This window comes from Ruegeria sp. ABV4_181, assembly GCF_056158465.1.
In genome coordinates this window covers 857,658-873,615 of the sequence record NZ_JBSWTI010000002.1, presented here as the reverse complement: position 1 = coordinate 873,615, position 15,958 = coordinate 857,658, and the positions used below count along the sequence as shown (strand labels likewise).

Annotated in this window: 15 protein-coding genes; 6 read left to right on the top strand and 9 right to left on the bottom strand. The window is 62.0% G+C overall.

What is annotated here, in order from left to right:
* Nucleotides 1–7 precede the first annotated feature (7 nt).
* From ACXAC3_RS04340 to ACXAC3_RS04325, 4 genes are all read right to left on the bottom strand, one after another.
* Nucleotides 8–469, bottom strand: a complete 462-nt coding sequence (locus ACXAC3_RS04340; RefSeq protein WP_475156974.1) for a MarR family winged helix-turn-helix transcriptional regulator — start codon at nucleotides 467–469, stop codon at nucleotides 8–10.
* Entirely contained in the window at nucleotides 450–1,601 is a 1,152-nt protein-coding gene (locus tag ACXAC3_RS04335; RefSeq protein ID WP_475156970.1) for an Acg family FMN-binding oxidoreductase, read from the bottom strand. Before ACXAC3_RS04335 ends, ACXAC3_RS04340 begins: the two co-directional genes overlap by 20 nt.
* A gap of 127 nt (nucleotides 1,602–1,728) precedes the next feature.
* Complete coding sequence (locus ACXAC3_RS04330) at nucleotides 1,729–3,330, bottom strand: BCCT family transporter (protein WP_475156968.1); 1,602 nt, start codon at nucleotides 3,328–3,330, stop codon at nucleotides 1,729–1,731.
* Between the two features lie 197 nt (nucleotides 3,331–3,527).
* A complete protein-coding gene (locus ACXAC3_RS04325) occupies nucleotides 3,528–4,292 on the bottom strand; it encodes a DUF3299 domain-containing protein (protein WP_475156963.1) in 765 nt (254 codons plus the stop codon).
* A 271-nt stretch (nucleotides 4,293–4,563) separates the two neighbouring features.
* Here ACXAC3_RS04325 and pnp point away from each other — a divergent pair, with 271 nt between their 5' ends.
* From pnp to ACXAC3_RS04310, 3 genes are all read left to right on the top strand, one after another.
* Entirely contained in the window at nucleotides 4,564–6,714 is a 2,151-nt protein-coding gene (gene pnp, locus ACXAC3_RS04320; RefSeq protein ID WP_475156960.1) for a polyribonucleotide nucleotidyltransferase, read from the top strand.
* 91 nt (nucleotides 6,715–6,805) lie between these two features.
* Nucleotides 6,806–7,195: a nuclear transport factor 2 family protein gene (locus ACXAC3_RS04315; RefSeq protein ID WP_475156955.1), complete on the top strand. Its 390-nt coding sequence runs from the start codon at nucleotides 6,806–6,808 to the stop codon at nucleotides 7,193–7,195.
* Nucleotides 7,196–7,317: 122 nt separating this feature from the next.
* Complete coding sequence (locus ACXAC3_RS04310) at nucleotides 7,318–8,061, top strand: glycosyltransferase family 25 protein (RefSeq protein WP_475156952.1); 744 nt, start codon at nucleotides 7,318–7,320, stop codon at nucleotides 8,059–8,061.
* Between the two features lie 72 nt (nucleotides 8,062–8,133).
* Here ACXAC3_RS04310 and ACXAC3_RS04305 read toward each other — a convergent pair whose 3' ends face one another.
* Nucleotides 8,134–8,784, bottom strand: coding sequence for a peroxiredoxin (locus ACXAC3_RS04305; RefSeq protein ID WP_475156948.1), 651 nt, complete (start codon nucleotides 8,782–8,784; stop codon nucleotides 8,134–8,136).
* Between the two features lie 213 nt (nucleotides 8,785–8,997).
* On the opposite strand from ACXAC3_RS04305, the gene ACXAC3_RS04300 reads away from it, so the two are divergent.
* Nucleotides 8,998–10,437 (top strand): aldehyde dehydrogenase family protein, encoded by a 1,440-nt coding sequence (locus ACXAC3_RS04300; protein WP_475156944.1) that lies wholly within the window; start codon nucleotides 8,998–9,000, stop codon nucleotides 10,435–10,437.
* Nucleotides 10,438–10,491: 54 nt separating this feature from the next.
* Here ACXAC3_RS04300 and ACXAC3_RS04295 read toward each other — a convergent pair whose 3' ends face one another.
* Nucleotides 10,492–10,926 (bottom strand): glyoxalase superfamily protein, encoded by a 435-nt coding sequence (locus tag ACXAC3_RS04295; RefSeq protein WP_475156941.1) that lies wholly within the window; start codon nucleotides 10,924–10,926, stop codon nucleotides 10,492–10,494.
* Nucleotides 10,927–11,103: 177 nt separating this feature from the next.
* Complete coding sequence (locus ACXAC3_RS04290) at nucleotides 11,104–11,955, bottom strand: methylated-DNA--[protein]-cysteine S-methyltransferase (RefSeq protein WP_475156936.1); 852 nt, start codon at nucleotides 11,953–11,955, stop codon at nucleotides 11,104–11,106.
* A gap of 118 nt (nucleotides 11,956–12,073) precedes the next feature.
* On the opposite strand from ACXAC3_RS04290, the gene nth reads away from it, so the two are divergent.
* Together nth and ACXAC3_RS04280 are read left to right on the top strand one after the other, a co-directional pair.
* The gene (nth, locus tag ACXAC3_RS04285; RefSeq protein ID WP_475156931.1) at nucleotides 12,074–12,718 is read left to right on the top strand and encodes an endonuclease III; all 645 of its coding nucleotides are present in this window, start codon (nucleotides 12,074–12,076) and stop codon (nucleotides 12,716–12,718) included.
* Complete coding sequence (locus ACXAC3_RS04280; RefSeq protein WP_475156926.1) at nucleotides 12,715–13,704, top strand: adenosine kinase; 990 nt, start codon at nucleotides 12,715–12,717, stop codon at nucleotides 13,702–13,704. Before nth ends, ACXAC3_RS04280 begins: the two co-directional genes overlap by 4 nt.
* Before the next feature lie 12 nt (nucleotides 13,705–13,716).
* On the opposite strand, the gene ACXAC3_RS04275 is transcribed toward ACXAC3_RS04280, so the two are convergent.
* Together ACXAC3_RS04275 and ACXAC3_RS04270 are read right to left on the bottom strand one after the other, a co-directional pair.
* Nucleotides 13,717–14,556 (bottom strand): DUF547 domain-containing protein, encoded by an 840-nt coding sequence (locus ACXAC3_RS04275; RefSeq protein WP_475156922.1) that lies wholly within the window; start codon nucleotides 14,554–14,556, stop codon nucleotides 13,717–13,719.
* Nucleotides 14,553–15,926 (bottom strand): radical SAM protein, encoded by a 1,374-nt coding sequence (locus ACXAC3_RS04270; RefSeq protein WP_475156918.1) that lies wholly within the window; start codon nucleotides 15,924–15,926, stop codon nucleotides 14,553–14,555. Before ACXAC3_RS04270 ends, ACXAC3_RS04275 begins: the two co-directional genes overlap by 4 nt.
* Nucleotides 15,927–15,958: the final 32 nt, after the last annotated feature.

The window sequence follows — 15,958 nt, the reverse complement described above, 5'->3', positions numbered from 1 at the left end:
CGACGGGCTAGTCCGTGCCGTCGCGCTCTGCATCCAAATAGACGCGCAGTTCCGACAACAGCGGCAGCATGGCGGACAGGCGGTCCGGGTGGATGACTTGGGCCAGTTTCTCGACATCCGGCGCCAGGGTCGCGATCGCGTTTTCGCGAAACGCCCGCCCTGCTTCGGTAAGGAAGACGCATTTCGAACGCCCGTCCTTCGGGTTGGGTTCCAGACGGATCAACCCGACCTTTTCCAGCCCGCTCAACGTGTGGGTCATCGTGGTTTTGGGAACCTGAAACGCCTGCGCGATGGCCAGCGGGGTCGCCCCTTCACCCACGCGCACCAGATGGTTCAGGACCGAAAAATGGGAAACCAGAAAGCCGTCGGGCAGGTGCCGTTGGAACAGCGCCCCCGACAGCTGGCTGATGATGCCAATTTCGTTGAAAACCGCAAAGACGGTTCCAAGGTTATGTTTCGGGTCGTGCAATCTTGGATTCCAGTGGCCAGCGCGGGCTTGGGGCCACGTCGGGCCCGTAACCGATACGGGCAAACATTTGAACGGTTCCCCCGTTGGGCGCAAGCCGGTTGTGGATGTCCCGGTAGAGTTCGGCCATTTCCGGATATTCCTGCAATGCCTGGCTGAGCGGTTGGGTGCCAAGCCCCTGCCCCGTGGCCGCCAGGTTGACCCGCACCCAATCCGCGCCCGCCGCGATCTGGTCGTGCCGGGTGTTGGCCGGTGTCACCAGCCAGACGTGGCCCATGGCGGTTTCCGTATTGGCCAGCACGGCATCGATCCCGGCCCTGTAGGTCATGGATTCGGTATCCAGCGCAGCCTTGCGCGTGAACAGCCCGGTCAGGTTCAGCGCCTCGAACATTGGCCCGGTGAAATCGATGCCATCCGGATCGGCGTTCACCTCGCGGTGACCGATCCGAAATAGATCAACGCTTTCCTTGTAGGTGTGCGGTGTTTCGATTTCGATCAGCAGCGCCCGGCGCGACAGCACTCGCAGCGCGGCGATGCTGTCGGGATCCACCGAGGCGCCAAAATCCGTGCCAGTGGCCGCCTCTGCCAGATGTTCAAGGACATCCGCGGCAACCGGTCGTGTGATGTCATAGGGCTCTTTCAGCGATCTGCGCGCCAGAACCTGAGCAAAAAGCGGATCAGGCGTGATCGTGGCATCTGGCACAAACCGGGCATACGCAACAGGGCGGCTGTCCAGCGCTGCTCCGTCCGAACCCTCGGGAAACAGGTCAAGTTCCACCCGGTACCCGTCCTGCGCGGCGGCCATGCGCATCACTTCCAGAAAACACCCCAGACCGATGGTGATCTGTCGGCTGAACGGGTCCGTCTCGGGCAGCAGGCGGCCAGTGTCGGCATACAGGGTCACCGCATTCTCGGTGTTCAGATCCACGATCCACGGCTGCCGGTTGTGCGGGTTCGGTGCCAGCAGGGCGAAGGACAGGGCCTTGCGGCGTATTTCGGTCTCCTCTCCTGCAGCCGCCCAAGGCGCAAGCGCGCGGCGCGGCGTTCGCGTCACCGCGTATCCGACGCCAGCGGTGGCTACAAGAATGGTGCCGCCCCCAAGGACGGCAAGGGCTTTGCGGCGGGACAGGGGCATCTGTATCTCCAATATAATTCGATATCGCACTATTTAGTTCGATATCGGACTATATGCAAGAGTCACCCGCAAGAAAAAGGGGCCGCATGGCGGCCCCTTGTATTCTATTCAGGTCGTTCGCGAACGTTCAGATCTTAGACCGCTCGGACTTCAGCGCCAGCCACAGGCAATAGCACATCATCAGAACCACCAGCGTGAACGGGATGCCGGTCGACACCGCCGCGCCTTGCAACGCGCTGAGGCCGCCGCCCAGCAGCAAGGCAATCGCCACCAGACCTTCCAGCGTGCACCAGAACACCCGCTGGATCACCGGGGCGTCCATCTTGCCGCCGGCGGTGATCGTGTCGATCACCAACGATCCCGAGTCAGACGAGGTGACAAAGAACACCACGATCAGGACCAGCGCAATCGGGGCCACGATGGAATAGAGCGGCAATTCCTTGAGGAACCCGAACAAAGCGCCCTCGGGGGCATAGCTGTCGATCACCGTGGCGCGAACGCCTTCCGCTCCGCCTGCGTTCAGCATGTCGATGGCGGCGCCACCAAAGGTCGACATCCACAGCGCACAGACCGCCGTCGGGGCCAGCAGCGCGCAGATCACGAACTCGCGCACCGTGCGACCTTTGGAGATGCGGGCGATGAACATGCCCACGAAGGGCGACCAGGCGATCCACCAGGCCCAGTAGAACGTGGTCCAGCCGTGGAAGTAACTGGTATCCTCACGCCCGAACGGGTTCGACAGCGCCGGGAGCTTCATCACATAGTCGCCCATCACGTTGAAATAGCGCGAAATGGCTGTACCGACGCCCGTGACCGCGATGACAAAGATGAACAGACCGACGGCCATGACCATGTTGATCTCGCTCAGCCGTTTGACGCCTGCATCCATGCCCATCAGAACCGAACCCAGCGCGATCATGGTGATGCCGATGATCAGCAGAACAACCACTGTCGGGCTGGATTCTATGCCGAACACTTCGTACAGGCCGGCCGCAACCTGCTGTGCGCCCAGACCCAGTGACGTGGTCAGGCCGAACAATGTTGCAAAAACCGCCAGCGTGTCGATCATATGGCCCCACCAGCCCCAGACACGTTCGCCCAGGATCGGGTAGAACGCCGACCGCAGGGTCAGCGGCAGGCCGAGGTTGTAGCTGAAGATTGCCAGGCTCAGACCAACGGCGGCGTAGACCGCCCAGCCTTCCAGCCCCCAATGATGGATTGTGCCGACGATGCCGGCATATTCATTGCCCGGCACCGCGATATCAATGCCCAGCGGGGCGGCGTTACCGCCCTCGGCAAAGTTGTAATAGACCGGTTCCATCACGCCGAAAAACAGCAGACCGATGCCAATACCGGCGGCGAACATCATCGCAATCCATCCGGCATAGGAATAGTCGGGCTTGGCGTCCTTGCCGCCGATCCGGACCTTGCCCACGGGCAGCACGATCAACGCCAGACAGAACAGGGTTATGGCATCCACGGACAACACCAGGAACCAGTCGAATGTACTGGTAAGCCAGGGCCGGAGCCAGCCAAAGAACGAAGCGGCGGCTTCCTGATTTGCCAATGCGATCAGAACAAAGGCAAAGATCAGGATACTTGAAATCAGGAAGACCGGGTTGTGGATGTCCAGACCGAAGGGCCGGACGTTATCCTGCCCCAGCTCGTATTCGGTCTCGAAATCATAGATCCGTGGGTCCGGATCCAACATTTTCTTGGTTTGAGACATTCGACTTTCCCTCTGTTTGCTGCGTGCAAACGCCAAGGCTTTCGGTCGATAGACGGCAGGTATCTCGGTTTCCCCTTGGCGCGTTTCCCGTCATTTCGACCCTGGGTCTTGGGTTAAGAGCCTACACTGTCATCGAAATTTCACAAAATGCATTCATTTTCGTGAATTTAATTCCGCGCGCAACCACCGTTCGGCGTTCAGTCCGCCCCCAGTGTTCCACCCGTTTTCCGGCCGGTCGCCGCCCGCAGGCGATCCTTCAGGCGACCGAGCGTCCCGTCCCGGTTTTTCGCACCCTCCAGCGGCTCGGCCATCTCGGCCTCCAGCCGGAACGTGGCCCGCATCGGCACCAACCCGTCGATAATGTGCATTTTCTGCACTGATGGGGCGATGGCCAACCGCCCGGTCAGGCGCACCGGTTCGTAGACATATCCGGGCGTCCAGTCGCCGTTCAGCGTCACCCGGATCATCTGATTGGGCGCCGGCGGCGGGTAATGGCTGCACATGCCGGCCTGCGGCACCAGATAAGCCACCTGCCGTCCGTCCGCATCGGGCGGTGCGGGAATGGCAAAGCCAGTGACTGTCACGGTCCGACCTTCCAGGGTCGGATTTCCGGCCGTCGCCGCCTTGGCCCTGCGGTCGGTGACAAGCTGGCGCTGCGACAGCAACCAGTCGACATCGACCTGATCGGCGGCCAGCGCATCTTCGGTCTCGATCAGAAGGGCCTGCCATTTCTGCCGCTCTTGCGGGCTGCCGGCATCCTGCTGCAAGCGGTTGCGCAGGCGCAGCACGAACAGCAGATCGTCGAACTGTTCGGGTTTGAGGTCGCGAAACGGGTCCTCGAACCCCTGCGCCGACGGGTCCGGCAATTCGGCCCATTCCAAGGGCGTGCCCGGCGCGGCAAGGGCCGCGGGGCCGCTCAGGCCCAGCATCACGAGGGCAGCAATGTTCAACCATTTATTCATCTTCATCCTCGCCTGCGGCGGATTTGGCGCCCTCATATCCTAGCCGCCCGCGCGACGTTGCGCCATGCCCGGATGGCCACAGCACCATACCGCCCAGGTGATGCAGTTTCGCTTTCCTTTGGGCGCAATCTCATGTATGCGCCGTGCATCTGAGACGTTGTGCCCTGACCCCGGCACTCGAACGGAAGATAAATTGGGGTCGGCGGCAATGGGGCCGCCAAGCAAACGGGAGACCCGGAGGGCCGGGAGCGCTCCCTTCTAGGATACGCAAATGTTTGATGTAACAAAGAAATCGATTCAGTGGGGCGAAGAGACGCTGACACTGGAAACCGGCAAGGTTGCCCGTCAGGCCGACGGCACCGTGATCGCCACGCTGGGCGAAACCAGCGTGATGGCGAACGTGACCTTTGCCAAGAGCCAAAAGCCCGGTCAGGACTTTTTCCCGCTGACCGTGCACTATCAGGAAAAATACTATGCCGCCGGTAAGGTTCCGGGCGGCTTTTTCAAGCGCGAGGCGCGCCCGACCGAGAAAGAGACGCTGACCGCGCGTCTGATCGACCGTCCGATCCGCCCGCTGTTCGTTGACGGCTTCAAGAACGAAGTGCTGGTGATGTGCACCGTGCTGTCCCACGATCTGGTCAATGACCCCGACATCGTCGCGATGATCGCTGCATCTGCGGCGCTGACCATTTCCGGCGCGCCGTTCATGGGCCCGATCGCCGGTGCCCGTGTTGGTTTCGTCGATGGCGAATACGTCCTGAACCCGACCGTGGACGACATGCAGGACCTGCGCCTGAACCCCGAACAGCGTCTGGACCTGGTTGTCGCCGGCACCAAGAACGCCGTGATGATGGTGGAATCGGAAGCCTACGAACTGTCCGAGGCCGAAATGCTGGGCGCGGTGACCTTCGCGCATGAGCAGATCCAGCCGGTCATCGACCTGATCATCGATCTGGCCGAAGACACCGCGAAAGAACCGTTTGACTTCCAGGCCCCGGACTACTCAGAACTGTACGCTGCCGTCGCAACTGCTGGTGAAGAGCAGATGCGCGCCGCCTTCGCAATCACCGACAAGCAAGAGCGTACCGCCGCTGTTGCCGCTGCCCGTGAAGCAATCAAGGAAGCGCTGACCGAGGAACAGCTGGAAGACGCCAATCTTGGTTCGGCGATGAAAAAGCTGGAAGCCGGCATTCTGCGCGGTGACGTCGTCAAGGGCGGCAAGCGTATCGACGGTCGCTCGACCACCGATATCCGCGCCATCGAAGCCGAAACCTCGATGCTGCCGCGTACCCACGGGTCCGCCCTGTTCACCCGTGGTGAAACGCAGGCGCTGGCCGTGACAACCTTGGGCACCGGCGACGATGAGCAATTCATCGACGCGCTGCATGGCAACTTCAAATCGAACTTCCTGCTGCACTACAACTTCCCTCCCTATTCGGTGGGTGAAGTGGGCCGCGTTGGCCCTCCGGGACGGCGTGAGATCGGCCACGGCAAGCTGGCATGGCGCGCGCTGCAGGCGGTTCTGCCTGCGCCGACCGACTTCCCCTACACCGTTCGCGTGGTGTCGGAGATCACTGAATCCAACGGTTCCAGCTCGATGGCTTCTGTCTGCGGCGGTTCGCTGTCGATGATGGACGCGGGCGTTCCGCTGAAAGCGCCGGTTGCCGGTGTGGCCATGGGTCTGATCCTGGAAGATGACGGCGAATACGCTGTTCTGACCGACATTCTGGGTGACGAAGACCACCTGGGCGACATGGATTTCAAAGTGGCGGGTACCGAAAACGGCATCACCTCACTGCAGATGGACATCAAGGTTGCGGGCATCACGCCCGAGATCATGGAAACCGCTCTGGCTCAGGCCAAAGAAGGCCGGATGCACATTCTGGGTGAGATGGGCAAAGCCTTGTCCGAGACCAACGAATTCTCGGTCCACGCCCCGCGCATCGAGACCATGAACATCCCGACCGACAAGATCCGTGAAGTGATCGGCTCGGGCGGTAAGGTCATCCGCGAAATCGTCGAAGTGTCGGGTGCCAAGGTCGACATCAACGACGACGGCGTCATCAAGATCGCCTCGCCCGACGGTGAATCGATCCAGAAGGCCTATGACATGATCTATTCGATCGTGGCCGAGCCGGAAGAAGGTCAGATCTATACTGGTAAAGTGGTTAAGATCGTCGATTTCGGTGCCTTCGTGAACTTCTTTGGCAAGCGCGACGGTCTGGTGCACGTGTCCCAGATCGAAAACCGCCGCCTGAACCATCCGTCGGATGTTCTGAAGGAAGGTCAGGAAGTGAAGGTCAAGCTGCTGGGCTTTGACGATCGCGGCAAGGTGCGCCTGTCGATGAAAGTTGTCGATCAGGAAACCGGCGAAGAGATCGTTCCCGAGAAGAAAGAAAAGAAAGAGGAAAGCGCAGAGTAATCTGCCCCTTTTTCCAGTGACGAAGGCCCCGGCGCAATGCCGGGGCTTTTTTTGTGGTACACTCCCGTCACGCTCAGAGGGAGGATTTCCAATGCCCGACAAAGCCCGGATGGAAGCGATGGCGCGGCACTACCTGCAAGCCATGGAAAACGGCGATCTGCCCGGATTGCTGGGCCTGTTCGCCGCAGATGCGACCGCGGTTTCGCCGGTTTCCGGAAAGCAACCGGCGCGGGATTTCTACAGCAACGTGATGCAGATCACGCATGACCGGTCCATCCGCCACAGGAATACCTTTGCCGACATATCAGGCGGTCCTGGCATGGCGGTGCACTTCAACTACACGCGCACCATCCGTGACGGGCATCCCGAAACCATCGAATGCGTGGACCTGTTCGAACTGACCGACGATCTGGAGCGGTTCAAGACGGTCAGGATCATCTATGACACCGCTCCCGTTCTGGTGGACTTTGGCGAAGCCTGATCCGCAGCGTTCAGCCTGTGACCTTCGCGTTCCAAGCGGTACATGCCATCTCGCCCTCACCGAAAGTCGCTCAGCCCGCGATCCGCGACCACTTCCTCTTCCCCCGCCTCTCCGCCTGTTCTATGCACGGGAATATGCGATCCTTTGTCATCCACATGTCTTCCAGCACCGCGCGCAAACCCAATGCCGACCAATTGTGCGCCGATCTGCCCAATGCCGAACTGTTCGAGGCGGTGAACGGGCGCGACCCCGACCAGATCGCAGGCGTTCACCTGCATCCGGGCGACCTGTATCGCCCGCACTACCCGTTTGCCCTGCGCCCGGCGGAAATCGGCGTTTTCGAAAGCCATCGCCGCATCTGGCGCAAACTGGTCGAGGAAGAGATCGACCTCGCGATCATCACCGAGGACGATCTGCGCATCGACGCCCCCCGCATGGCCCAGGCGCTGGATCTGCTGGCCCCGATCGCAACACCTGATCACTACATCCGCATTCCGGTGAAACAGCGCGAGGTGCCCGCTCAGACACTGGCCGAACGCGACGGGCTGCGCCTGATCCTGCCCAAAATCATCGGGCTGCAATGTGTCTGTCAGGTGGTCGGACGGCGCGCCGCCAACCGCCTGCTGGCCGCCACCAACCGGATCGACCGCCCCGTGGATACTTTCCTGCAGATGCACTGGCTGACCGGTCAGCCCATCCACGCCCTGCAGGGCACTGGCAATCAGGAAGTGGCCGGGGAAATCGGCGGCTCGACCATTCAGACCAAACCGCCGCTCAGCGACAAGCTGACCCGGGAATTCAAACGCGCGGTTTACCGGGCGCAGCTCCACCTGCATCCGCAGCGCCCGCCTGCTTCATCTGGCTGAAAATACCTTCGGGGGGGATCGCGCCCAAAGGCGCGATTGGGGGGCAGACAGCCCCCCGCCCCGGCATCCGCCTCACGACGGCGCCTTGGTCTTGCGCAGGTAGGGGAAGATCGTCTCAAACTCGCCGAACTTCTCGGCCGCTTCTTCGTTCGACACCGCCGGCGGGATGATCACATCCTCACCCGGCACCCAGTTCGCCGGCGTGGCGACGCCTTTGGCCGACATCTGCAACCCGTCCAGCGCCCGCAAGATCTCGGCAAAGTTGCGGCCCACGGTCATCGGGTAGGTCATCGACAGTTTCAGCTGCTTGTCCGGTCCGATGATAAAGACGGACCGCACGGTGGCGCTGTCTGCCGGGGTGCGACCGTCGGGCAGGTATGCCTCGGCCGGCAGCATGTCAAAGGCCTTGGACACTTCAAGCCCGTCATCGGCGATGATCGGAAAGCCCGGATTGGCATTGCCGTAGGCTTCGATGTCCTTCTTCCATTTCTTGTGGTCCTCGACCCCGTCAACCGATACGCCCAGAACCTTGGTATTGCGCTTCGCCCATTCGTCATTCAGTTGCGCAACGGCCGAGAACTCGGTGGTGCAGACGGGAGTGAAATCCTTGGGGTGCGAAAACAGGATGGCCCAGCTGTCCCCGATCCAGTCGTGAAACTGAATGGTGCCCTGATCCGTTTCAGCGGTGAAATTCGGAACCGTATCGTTGATGCGCAAACCCATGGTGCATCTCCTCTGCTGATTGTTAACCGAGTCGGCTGCTGTGAACCTAACCACTTTGCGCAATAGTTAAACAGTCGGCAATTCACTTCCGGGGTTTTTCAACGCTCTCCCTGCGCCCGCGGATTTGATCAAATTTCCCACTTGCCGCGCCCCGGACCCGATGACACAGTGCCCCGAATACCGGGTTCGGCAACATGGTCGGGAGGACACGCCATGATCGAAATGCGAAATTTCTACATTAACGGACAATGGGTTGCCCCGTCGGCGGCCAATGATTTCAAGGTCATCAACCCCTCGACCGAGGAGCCTTGCGCGGTGATTTCACTGGGGGCGCAGGCGGATACGGATGCCGCGGTTGCCGCGGCCCGGGCCGCCCTGCCGGGATGGATGGCAACCCCGGCCGAGACGCGCATTGCGCTGGTTGAAAAGCTGGCCGACATCTACCAGAGCCGGTCCGAGGATCTGGCCCGGGCCATGTCGCAAGAAATGGGCGCCCCGATCGACATGGCGCGCACGCAGCAATCAGGCGCGGGAATCTGGCACCTGAAGAACTTCATACGCGCCGCAAAGGCGTTTCAGTTCGAACGCCCCTTGGGCGATCACGCCCCGAATGACCGCATCATCTATGAGGCTGTCGGAGTGGCCGCCCTGATCACACCCTGGAACTGGCCGATGAACCAGATAACGCTCAAGGTGGGCGCGGCAGCGATTGCGGGCTGCACCATGGTTCTGAAGCCGTCCGAACAAAGCCCGCTGAACGCCATGATCTTTGCCGAAATGATGGACGAGGCAGGGTTCCCGCCCGGGGTGTTCAACCTGGTCAACGGCGACGGCGCAGGTGTCGGGTCGCAGCTATCGGGACATCCGGATGTGGATATGGTCAGCTTTACCGGATCTACCCGTGCCGGAACGGCAATTTCCAAGAACGCGGCCGATACGCTGAAGAAAGTGCATCTGGAGCTGGGCGGCAAAGGTGCGAATGTGGTGTTTGCGGATGCCGATGAAAAGGCCGTCAAACGCGGTGTTCTGCATATGATGAACAACACCGGCCAAAGCTGTAACGCGCCCAGCCGCATGCTGGTGCAGCGGCCGATCTATGATCAGGCGGTGGAAACCGCCGCCGAGGTCGCGAACAAGGTCACCGTCGGCAGCGCCGCAGAGGAAGGCCGCCACATTGGCCCGGTGGTGAATGAGGTTCAGTGGACCAAGATTCAGGACCTGATTCAGGCCGGGATCGACGAGGGCGCGCGACTGGTTGCCGGCGGCACCGGCCGCCCCGAGGGTCTGAACAAGGGCTATTACGTGCGCCCCACGGTCTTTGCCGACGCCAACAACCAGATGACCATTGCGCGCGAGGAAATCTTTGGCCCGGTCCTGACCATGATCCCCTTCGACACCGAGGAAGAGGCCGTCGAGATTGCCAATGACACGCCCTATGGGCTGACCAACTATGTCCAGACGCAGGACGGCGCGCGAGCCAACCGCATGGCGCGGGTGCTGCGATCCGGCATGGTCGAGATGAACGGCCAGTCACGCAGCGCCGGTTCTCCGTTCGGTGGGATGAAACAATCCGGCAACGGCCGCGAAGGCGGGATCTGGGGGCTGGAAGACTTTCTTGAGGTCAAGGCCGTCGGCGGCTGGGCCGCCGAGTAATCCCCATTTGATGATATCAAATTGTGAGGCACCCGAAGGTGCCTCGCATTGTTTTCAGGCGGGTCGAACCTCCAGCTGCGGCTCCCCGTCCGAGGTGTACCGGGTGGATCGACCGTCCCAGCCGATCTCACCCGTCACGCGCTGGCGGAACGCCGAAAAGCTGTCGAAACGCACCACGTCCACGGGCGCATCGAACTGCAGGGTCACCCGGCGATGCGCGCCGTCGCCCAGCATGGTCATTCCGCGAATCTCGGCCGAAAAAGGTTGACCCAGATATCGCCCCTCGACCCGATCGCCGACGTGCAGATGCATGCGGTTTCCGGCCCGGGCGTGCAAGGTGTTCCAATCCCGCGCGCCATATTGATGGGCCAGCGTTTCCAATGCCTCGCTGTGCGACAGCGAAACGCCTGTTATGCGCAATCTCTCACGCAGCCGTTTCGCCTGTGCCTTCAGTTCGTCAACCGGAGGGATGTAGTTTTGTATCGTCATTGTTTGCCTCGTTTCCTTGAACGGGCGCGACATCTGGACGGGGTTCGCATTGCCATCCGCGCGCCTGGAAAGGGCAACAGATGAGATATCAACCGGGTTTCACCAAAGCCGAAGGGCCGCGAACGGCAGGGGACCCGAACCTGCCGCGTATTTGGCACCGGAAAGACTTTCTGTCAATCACGCCTCTGCTTGCGCCGCTTCAAAGGCCAGCATGGCGCGTTTGACCGGCAGGCCCCAGTGATAGCCGCCAAGGCCCCCGGATTTGCGCAGTGCCCGGTGGCAGGGGATCAGCCAGCTGACCGGGTTGCGCCCGACGGCTGTACCCACCGCGCGCACGGCCTGCGGCGAGCCCACCCGCTGGGCGATTTCGGAATAGGTGGTGACCTGACCGGTAGGGATATGCATCAGCGCCTCCCACACCTTGATTTGCAGGGGCGAGCCGATCAGGAACAGCGGCGTCGGCTCCAGCCGGTCGCTGGCCGCGCCAAAGGCGCTGAGCACCCAGGGGCGCAGGCGCATCGGGTCTTCGACGAATTCCGCCCGTGGCCAGCGTGACAGCATGTCCTCCATCGCGGCGGCCTCACCGGATTCCGCGCTGAAGGCGATACCGCAGATGCCCTTATCGGTGGCCATGACCAGCGCGGGGCCGAACGGGCTTTCGAACCAGCCCCAGAAGATGGTCAGCCCGTCACCTTTGCGGGCGTATTCGCCGGGGCTCATGGATTCCCATTTCAGGAACAGGTCATGCAGGCGGCCACTGCCGGAAAGCCCGACGTTATGGGCGGTCTCAAGCGTGGTGAACCGCTCGCGCAGCAGCGCCTTGGCATGGCCCAGCGTCAGATATTGCTGGTACCGTTTTGGCGACACGCCGGTCCAACGCGAGAACAGGCGCTGGAAATGCGCGGGGCTCATGTCCATCTGGCAGGCCAGTTCCTCAAGGCTGAGGGTTTCGCCACCCTGGTCGATCAATTCGATCGCGCGCCGCATGACGTTGTAATGATAGCCGGTCTCGGGGGTCTGAACGTTCATCGGTCTCACCTCATTGTCTTGGGTCAAACATAGCGCGCAGGTCACGCCCCCGCGACCCGGAACTTGCGCATTGGCTTTGGGCTTGTGTCATGGCCCTGCGGGCGGCATTAAGGCGCGGATGGCAAAACAACTCGATTACCACACGATCCGCGAGATCTTTACGCGTTTTCAGGCGGCCGACCCCGAACCCAAGGGCGAGTTGGAGCATGTGAACGTCTACACGCTGGTCGTGGCCGTAGCGCTTTCGGCGCAGGCGACCGATGCCGGCGTCAACAAGGCCACACGCGCGCTGTTCAAAATCGCCGACACGCCGCAAAAGATGCTGGATCTGGGCGAAGAGGGTCTGATCGAACATATCAAGACCATCGGCCTGTTCCGGCAGAAGGCCAAGAACGTCATCAAGCTCAGCCGCATTCTGGTCGACGAATATGGTGGTGAGGTGCCCAATTCCCGCGCTGCGCTGCAATCGCTGCCGGGGGTCGGGCGCAAGACGGCCAATGTGGTGCTGAACATGTGGTGGCGGCAACCGGCGCAGGCGGTGGACACCCATATCTTTCGCGTCGGCAATCGCACCGGCATCTGCCCGGGCAAGGACGTGGACGCGGTCGAACGCGCCATCGAAGACAACATCCCCGCCGATTTTCAACTCCATGCGCATCACTGGCTGATCCTGCATGGACGTTATCACTGCAAGGCGCGCAAGCCTTTGTGCGGCACCTGTATCATCCGCGATCTCTGTCAATTCGAGGACAAGAACCTATGAAAACCTACCAGCTGGTCGGCATTGGAAATGCCGTTGTCGACGTCATTTCCCAGGCCGATGACAGTTTCCTGGAACTGATGGGCATCGAAAAAGGCATCATGCAACTGATCGAGCGCGAGCGCGGCGAGGTTCTGTATGCGGCGATGGAAAGCCGGGTTCAGACGCCCGGAGGCTCGGTCGCCAATACGATCGCCGGCGCCGGCGCGCTGGGGCTGGAAGCTGCATTCATCGGGCGCGTGCATGACGACGCTCTGGGCCGGTTCTACGCGGACGCGATGAACGAGGACGGCGTCGATTTCGTCAACCCGCCGGTGCCGGGCGGGGAACTGCCGACCTCTCGTTCGATGATCTTTGTGTCGCCGGATGGCGAGCGGTCGATGAACACCTATCTGGGGATATCTTCCGAACTATCGTCGCAGGACGTTTCCAGCGATGTGGCGGGCAAAAGCCAGATCATGTTTCTTGAGGGCTATCTGTTCGACAAGGAAAAGGGCAAGGCCGCGTTTCTTGAGGCCGCGCGCGACTGTCACAAGGGCGGCGGCAAGACCGGCATTGCCATTTCCGATCCGTTCTGCGTCGAACGCCACCGGGTCGATTTCCTGCTGCTGATCGAGAATGAGCTGGATTTCGTCATCGGCAACGAGGCTGAGATCAAATCGCTGTTCGAAACCGCCGACCTTGAAGAAGCGCTGGCGAAAACGGCCGAGATTTGCCCCCTTGTCGTCTGCACCCGCTCGGGCGATGGCGTGACCGTGCTGAACCAGGGTCAGCGTATCGACGTTCCGGTGCAAAAGGTGGTGCCGGTGGATGCGACCGGCGCTGGCGATCAGTTTGCGGCCGGGTTCCTCTATGGCATGGCCACGGGCCGCGATTACGAAACCTGCGCCCGGATCGGCAATGTCTGCGCCCGCGAGGTGATCAGCCATATCGGCCCCCGACCCGAAGCCAACCTGCAAGACCTGCTGCGCGCCGAAGGCTTGCTGTAAAAGACTGCGCGGCTACGATCCCGTGGCCGCGTCGTTCAGCGCCCAATCGTATCTGTAGGCCCGGACGCGCGGAACCTCTTGCAGCCGCGCGCGCAATTCCGGATCGGCCGCTGACCGGATATACGCCAGCACAGCGCGCTGATCCGCTCCGAAATCCTCTTGGAACCAGATGTAGATTTTGGACAGGACCAGCCCGCCGCGCGCGTCGAACCGCACGCCGCGGGGATCATTGATATAGGCGTGCTCGGCAGCGGCGAAATCGCGTTCCAGGGTTTCGGCCTGCCATGCCCGGGCCATCAGGTTCGGGCACCCTACTGCGGCGCAGTTCAGGGCATAATGGATGCGGGGTTCGTCGAAAGTGGGGCGGATTATGCGGTGTTCGATGTCGTTCAGCGTCAGCATGCGGCCCGCCACCTGTGCCAGAGGCCGATCCCATGGGCCAAAGGAAAACGGACCGTCGGTGATGTCCCGGATCGAGGCGACGGGGTAGTTGTCCAGAATCACGTAAACTGTCAGCGCATTATACAGATTGATCCAGTATGCCAGTTGCTGATCCCGGGTCAGACGGGCCGGATCCACGGCCTGAAGATCCGCCAGATAGCCATCCAGTTGCGCCCGGTCCGCAGGTGTGACCTGCCCATAAGCCACCCGGTTCACGCCTTGCGCGTCAGCAGCGACATGGCGGGTCAGAAACGCGGTCCAGTCGCCATGATCGACCTGTTGCCCCGGTGGTGGCGCGCTGCGCGTCAGCGCCGTGCCCGGTAAAGGCGCAGCGGTCGGCAGCGCCAGACGTTCAACGCTCGCACAAGCAGCCAGCAAGGGCATCAGCAGCACGATGAGGATGCTTCTCATGACGCAGTTTTCCGGCTTTGCCGTTCCGCCCGCATCTGCCCCTTGAGCCGTTTGAGCGGTGCCAGCGCCGGATCGCCCAGATCCGGCAGATCGGGAACAGCGGACAAGCGCGGCACGGCTGGATTCCACCAGCTTGGGCCGGTCGGTCCGTCGATCCGGTCGGGAACCGACAGATGCTGGTCACGCCGGGCGTTATGGGCGCACATCGACATCGGGCCATTGGCCGTGGCCACCATGAACACGCAGGCGGCGCACCGGTCTGCGTCCAACGCGTCAGCGGCCATGAAATTGTGGATGAACACTGCCTGACGACGCACCGGGCCGCGCATCAGCCCGGACCCCAGCCGCATTATGCACCCGATCAGGTGCATCCCGGCCCGAAACGCCAGCAGCGGGTTGCGCAGGACCACGCGCCGCACACTGTCGCGGATATCCAGATGTGCCTCTGCCGACCGGCCGGCCTTTTCCAGCGCGGCAATCACCTGATGCACCAGCCGCCGGTTCGACAGCACGGGAACTGCCCGACCGCCTGCGGTGACGACACTGGCATAGCGGTTGCATTTCGAATGCCCGACCGCCGCCGCGCCGAAATGCAGCGGCGTCCCGTAGCCCAGCTCAACCGCACCCGCCACGCTGTCCTGCGTGATCCTGTCCGGCCGTTGGCGCAGAACGCCCCGGCCGGTATCGGCCTGCATCTGGAAGGACACAAAGGCAATTTCGGGCTGATCCCGCAGGAACCGGGCAAGCGCCGGGAGCTCGTCGAAATTCCCGTCATGGACGGTGGTGTTGAACAGAACCCGCAGCCGCAGCCCCTGCACCCGGCGAATATAGCTGCAGCGCACAGTGTTGAGCTCGGCCTCGCTGTGGAACCCCCTGCGGTTCTGAGTTGTGTCGACGTGAAAGGCCACGTCGTCCAGCCCGGCTGCCGCAAGCCGTGTCAGCAGGGCGCGGCTAGCCCGGATGCCGTTGGTCATCAGACAGGACCGCATGCCCAGCCGGCGGATCTCGCGGCACAGCGCCTCAAGATCCCGCGCCTTGCGCAGTGTGGGATCCCCGCCGGTCAATTGTATAGAAACACCGGGGCCATAATGGCTGTGGATGGTGGCAATCCGCGCGAACAGGACCGAAAGCGGCGGATCATAGGTCATCTCGGCCCGGTCCGACAGGTAACACAGCGTGCAGTCCAGATTGCAGCGCTGGGTGACCTCAAGCGCGACGCAGGCGATGGGATAGAACCGCCCGGCGGTCTGGTCCGGACCGTATTCACCGCAGCCCTGCAAACCGTCGCGCAAGGGCGCGCGACGGTCGGTGCCCTGAAACTTGCGCCCGGCAGGGGCAATGCCGGGACGGCGGTGCACGGTGTCCTTCATGTGCCCCAAGCTAGAGGCGCAGACGGAACCGA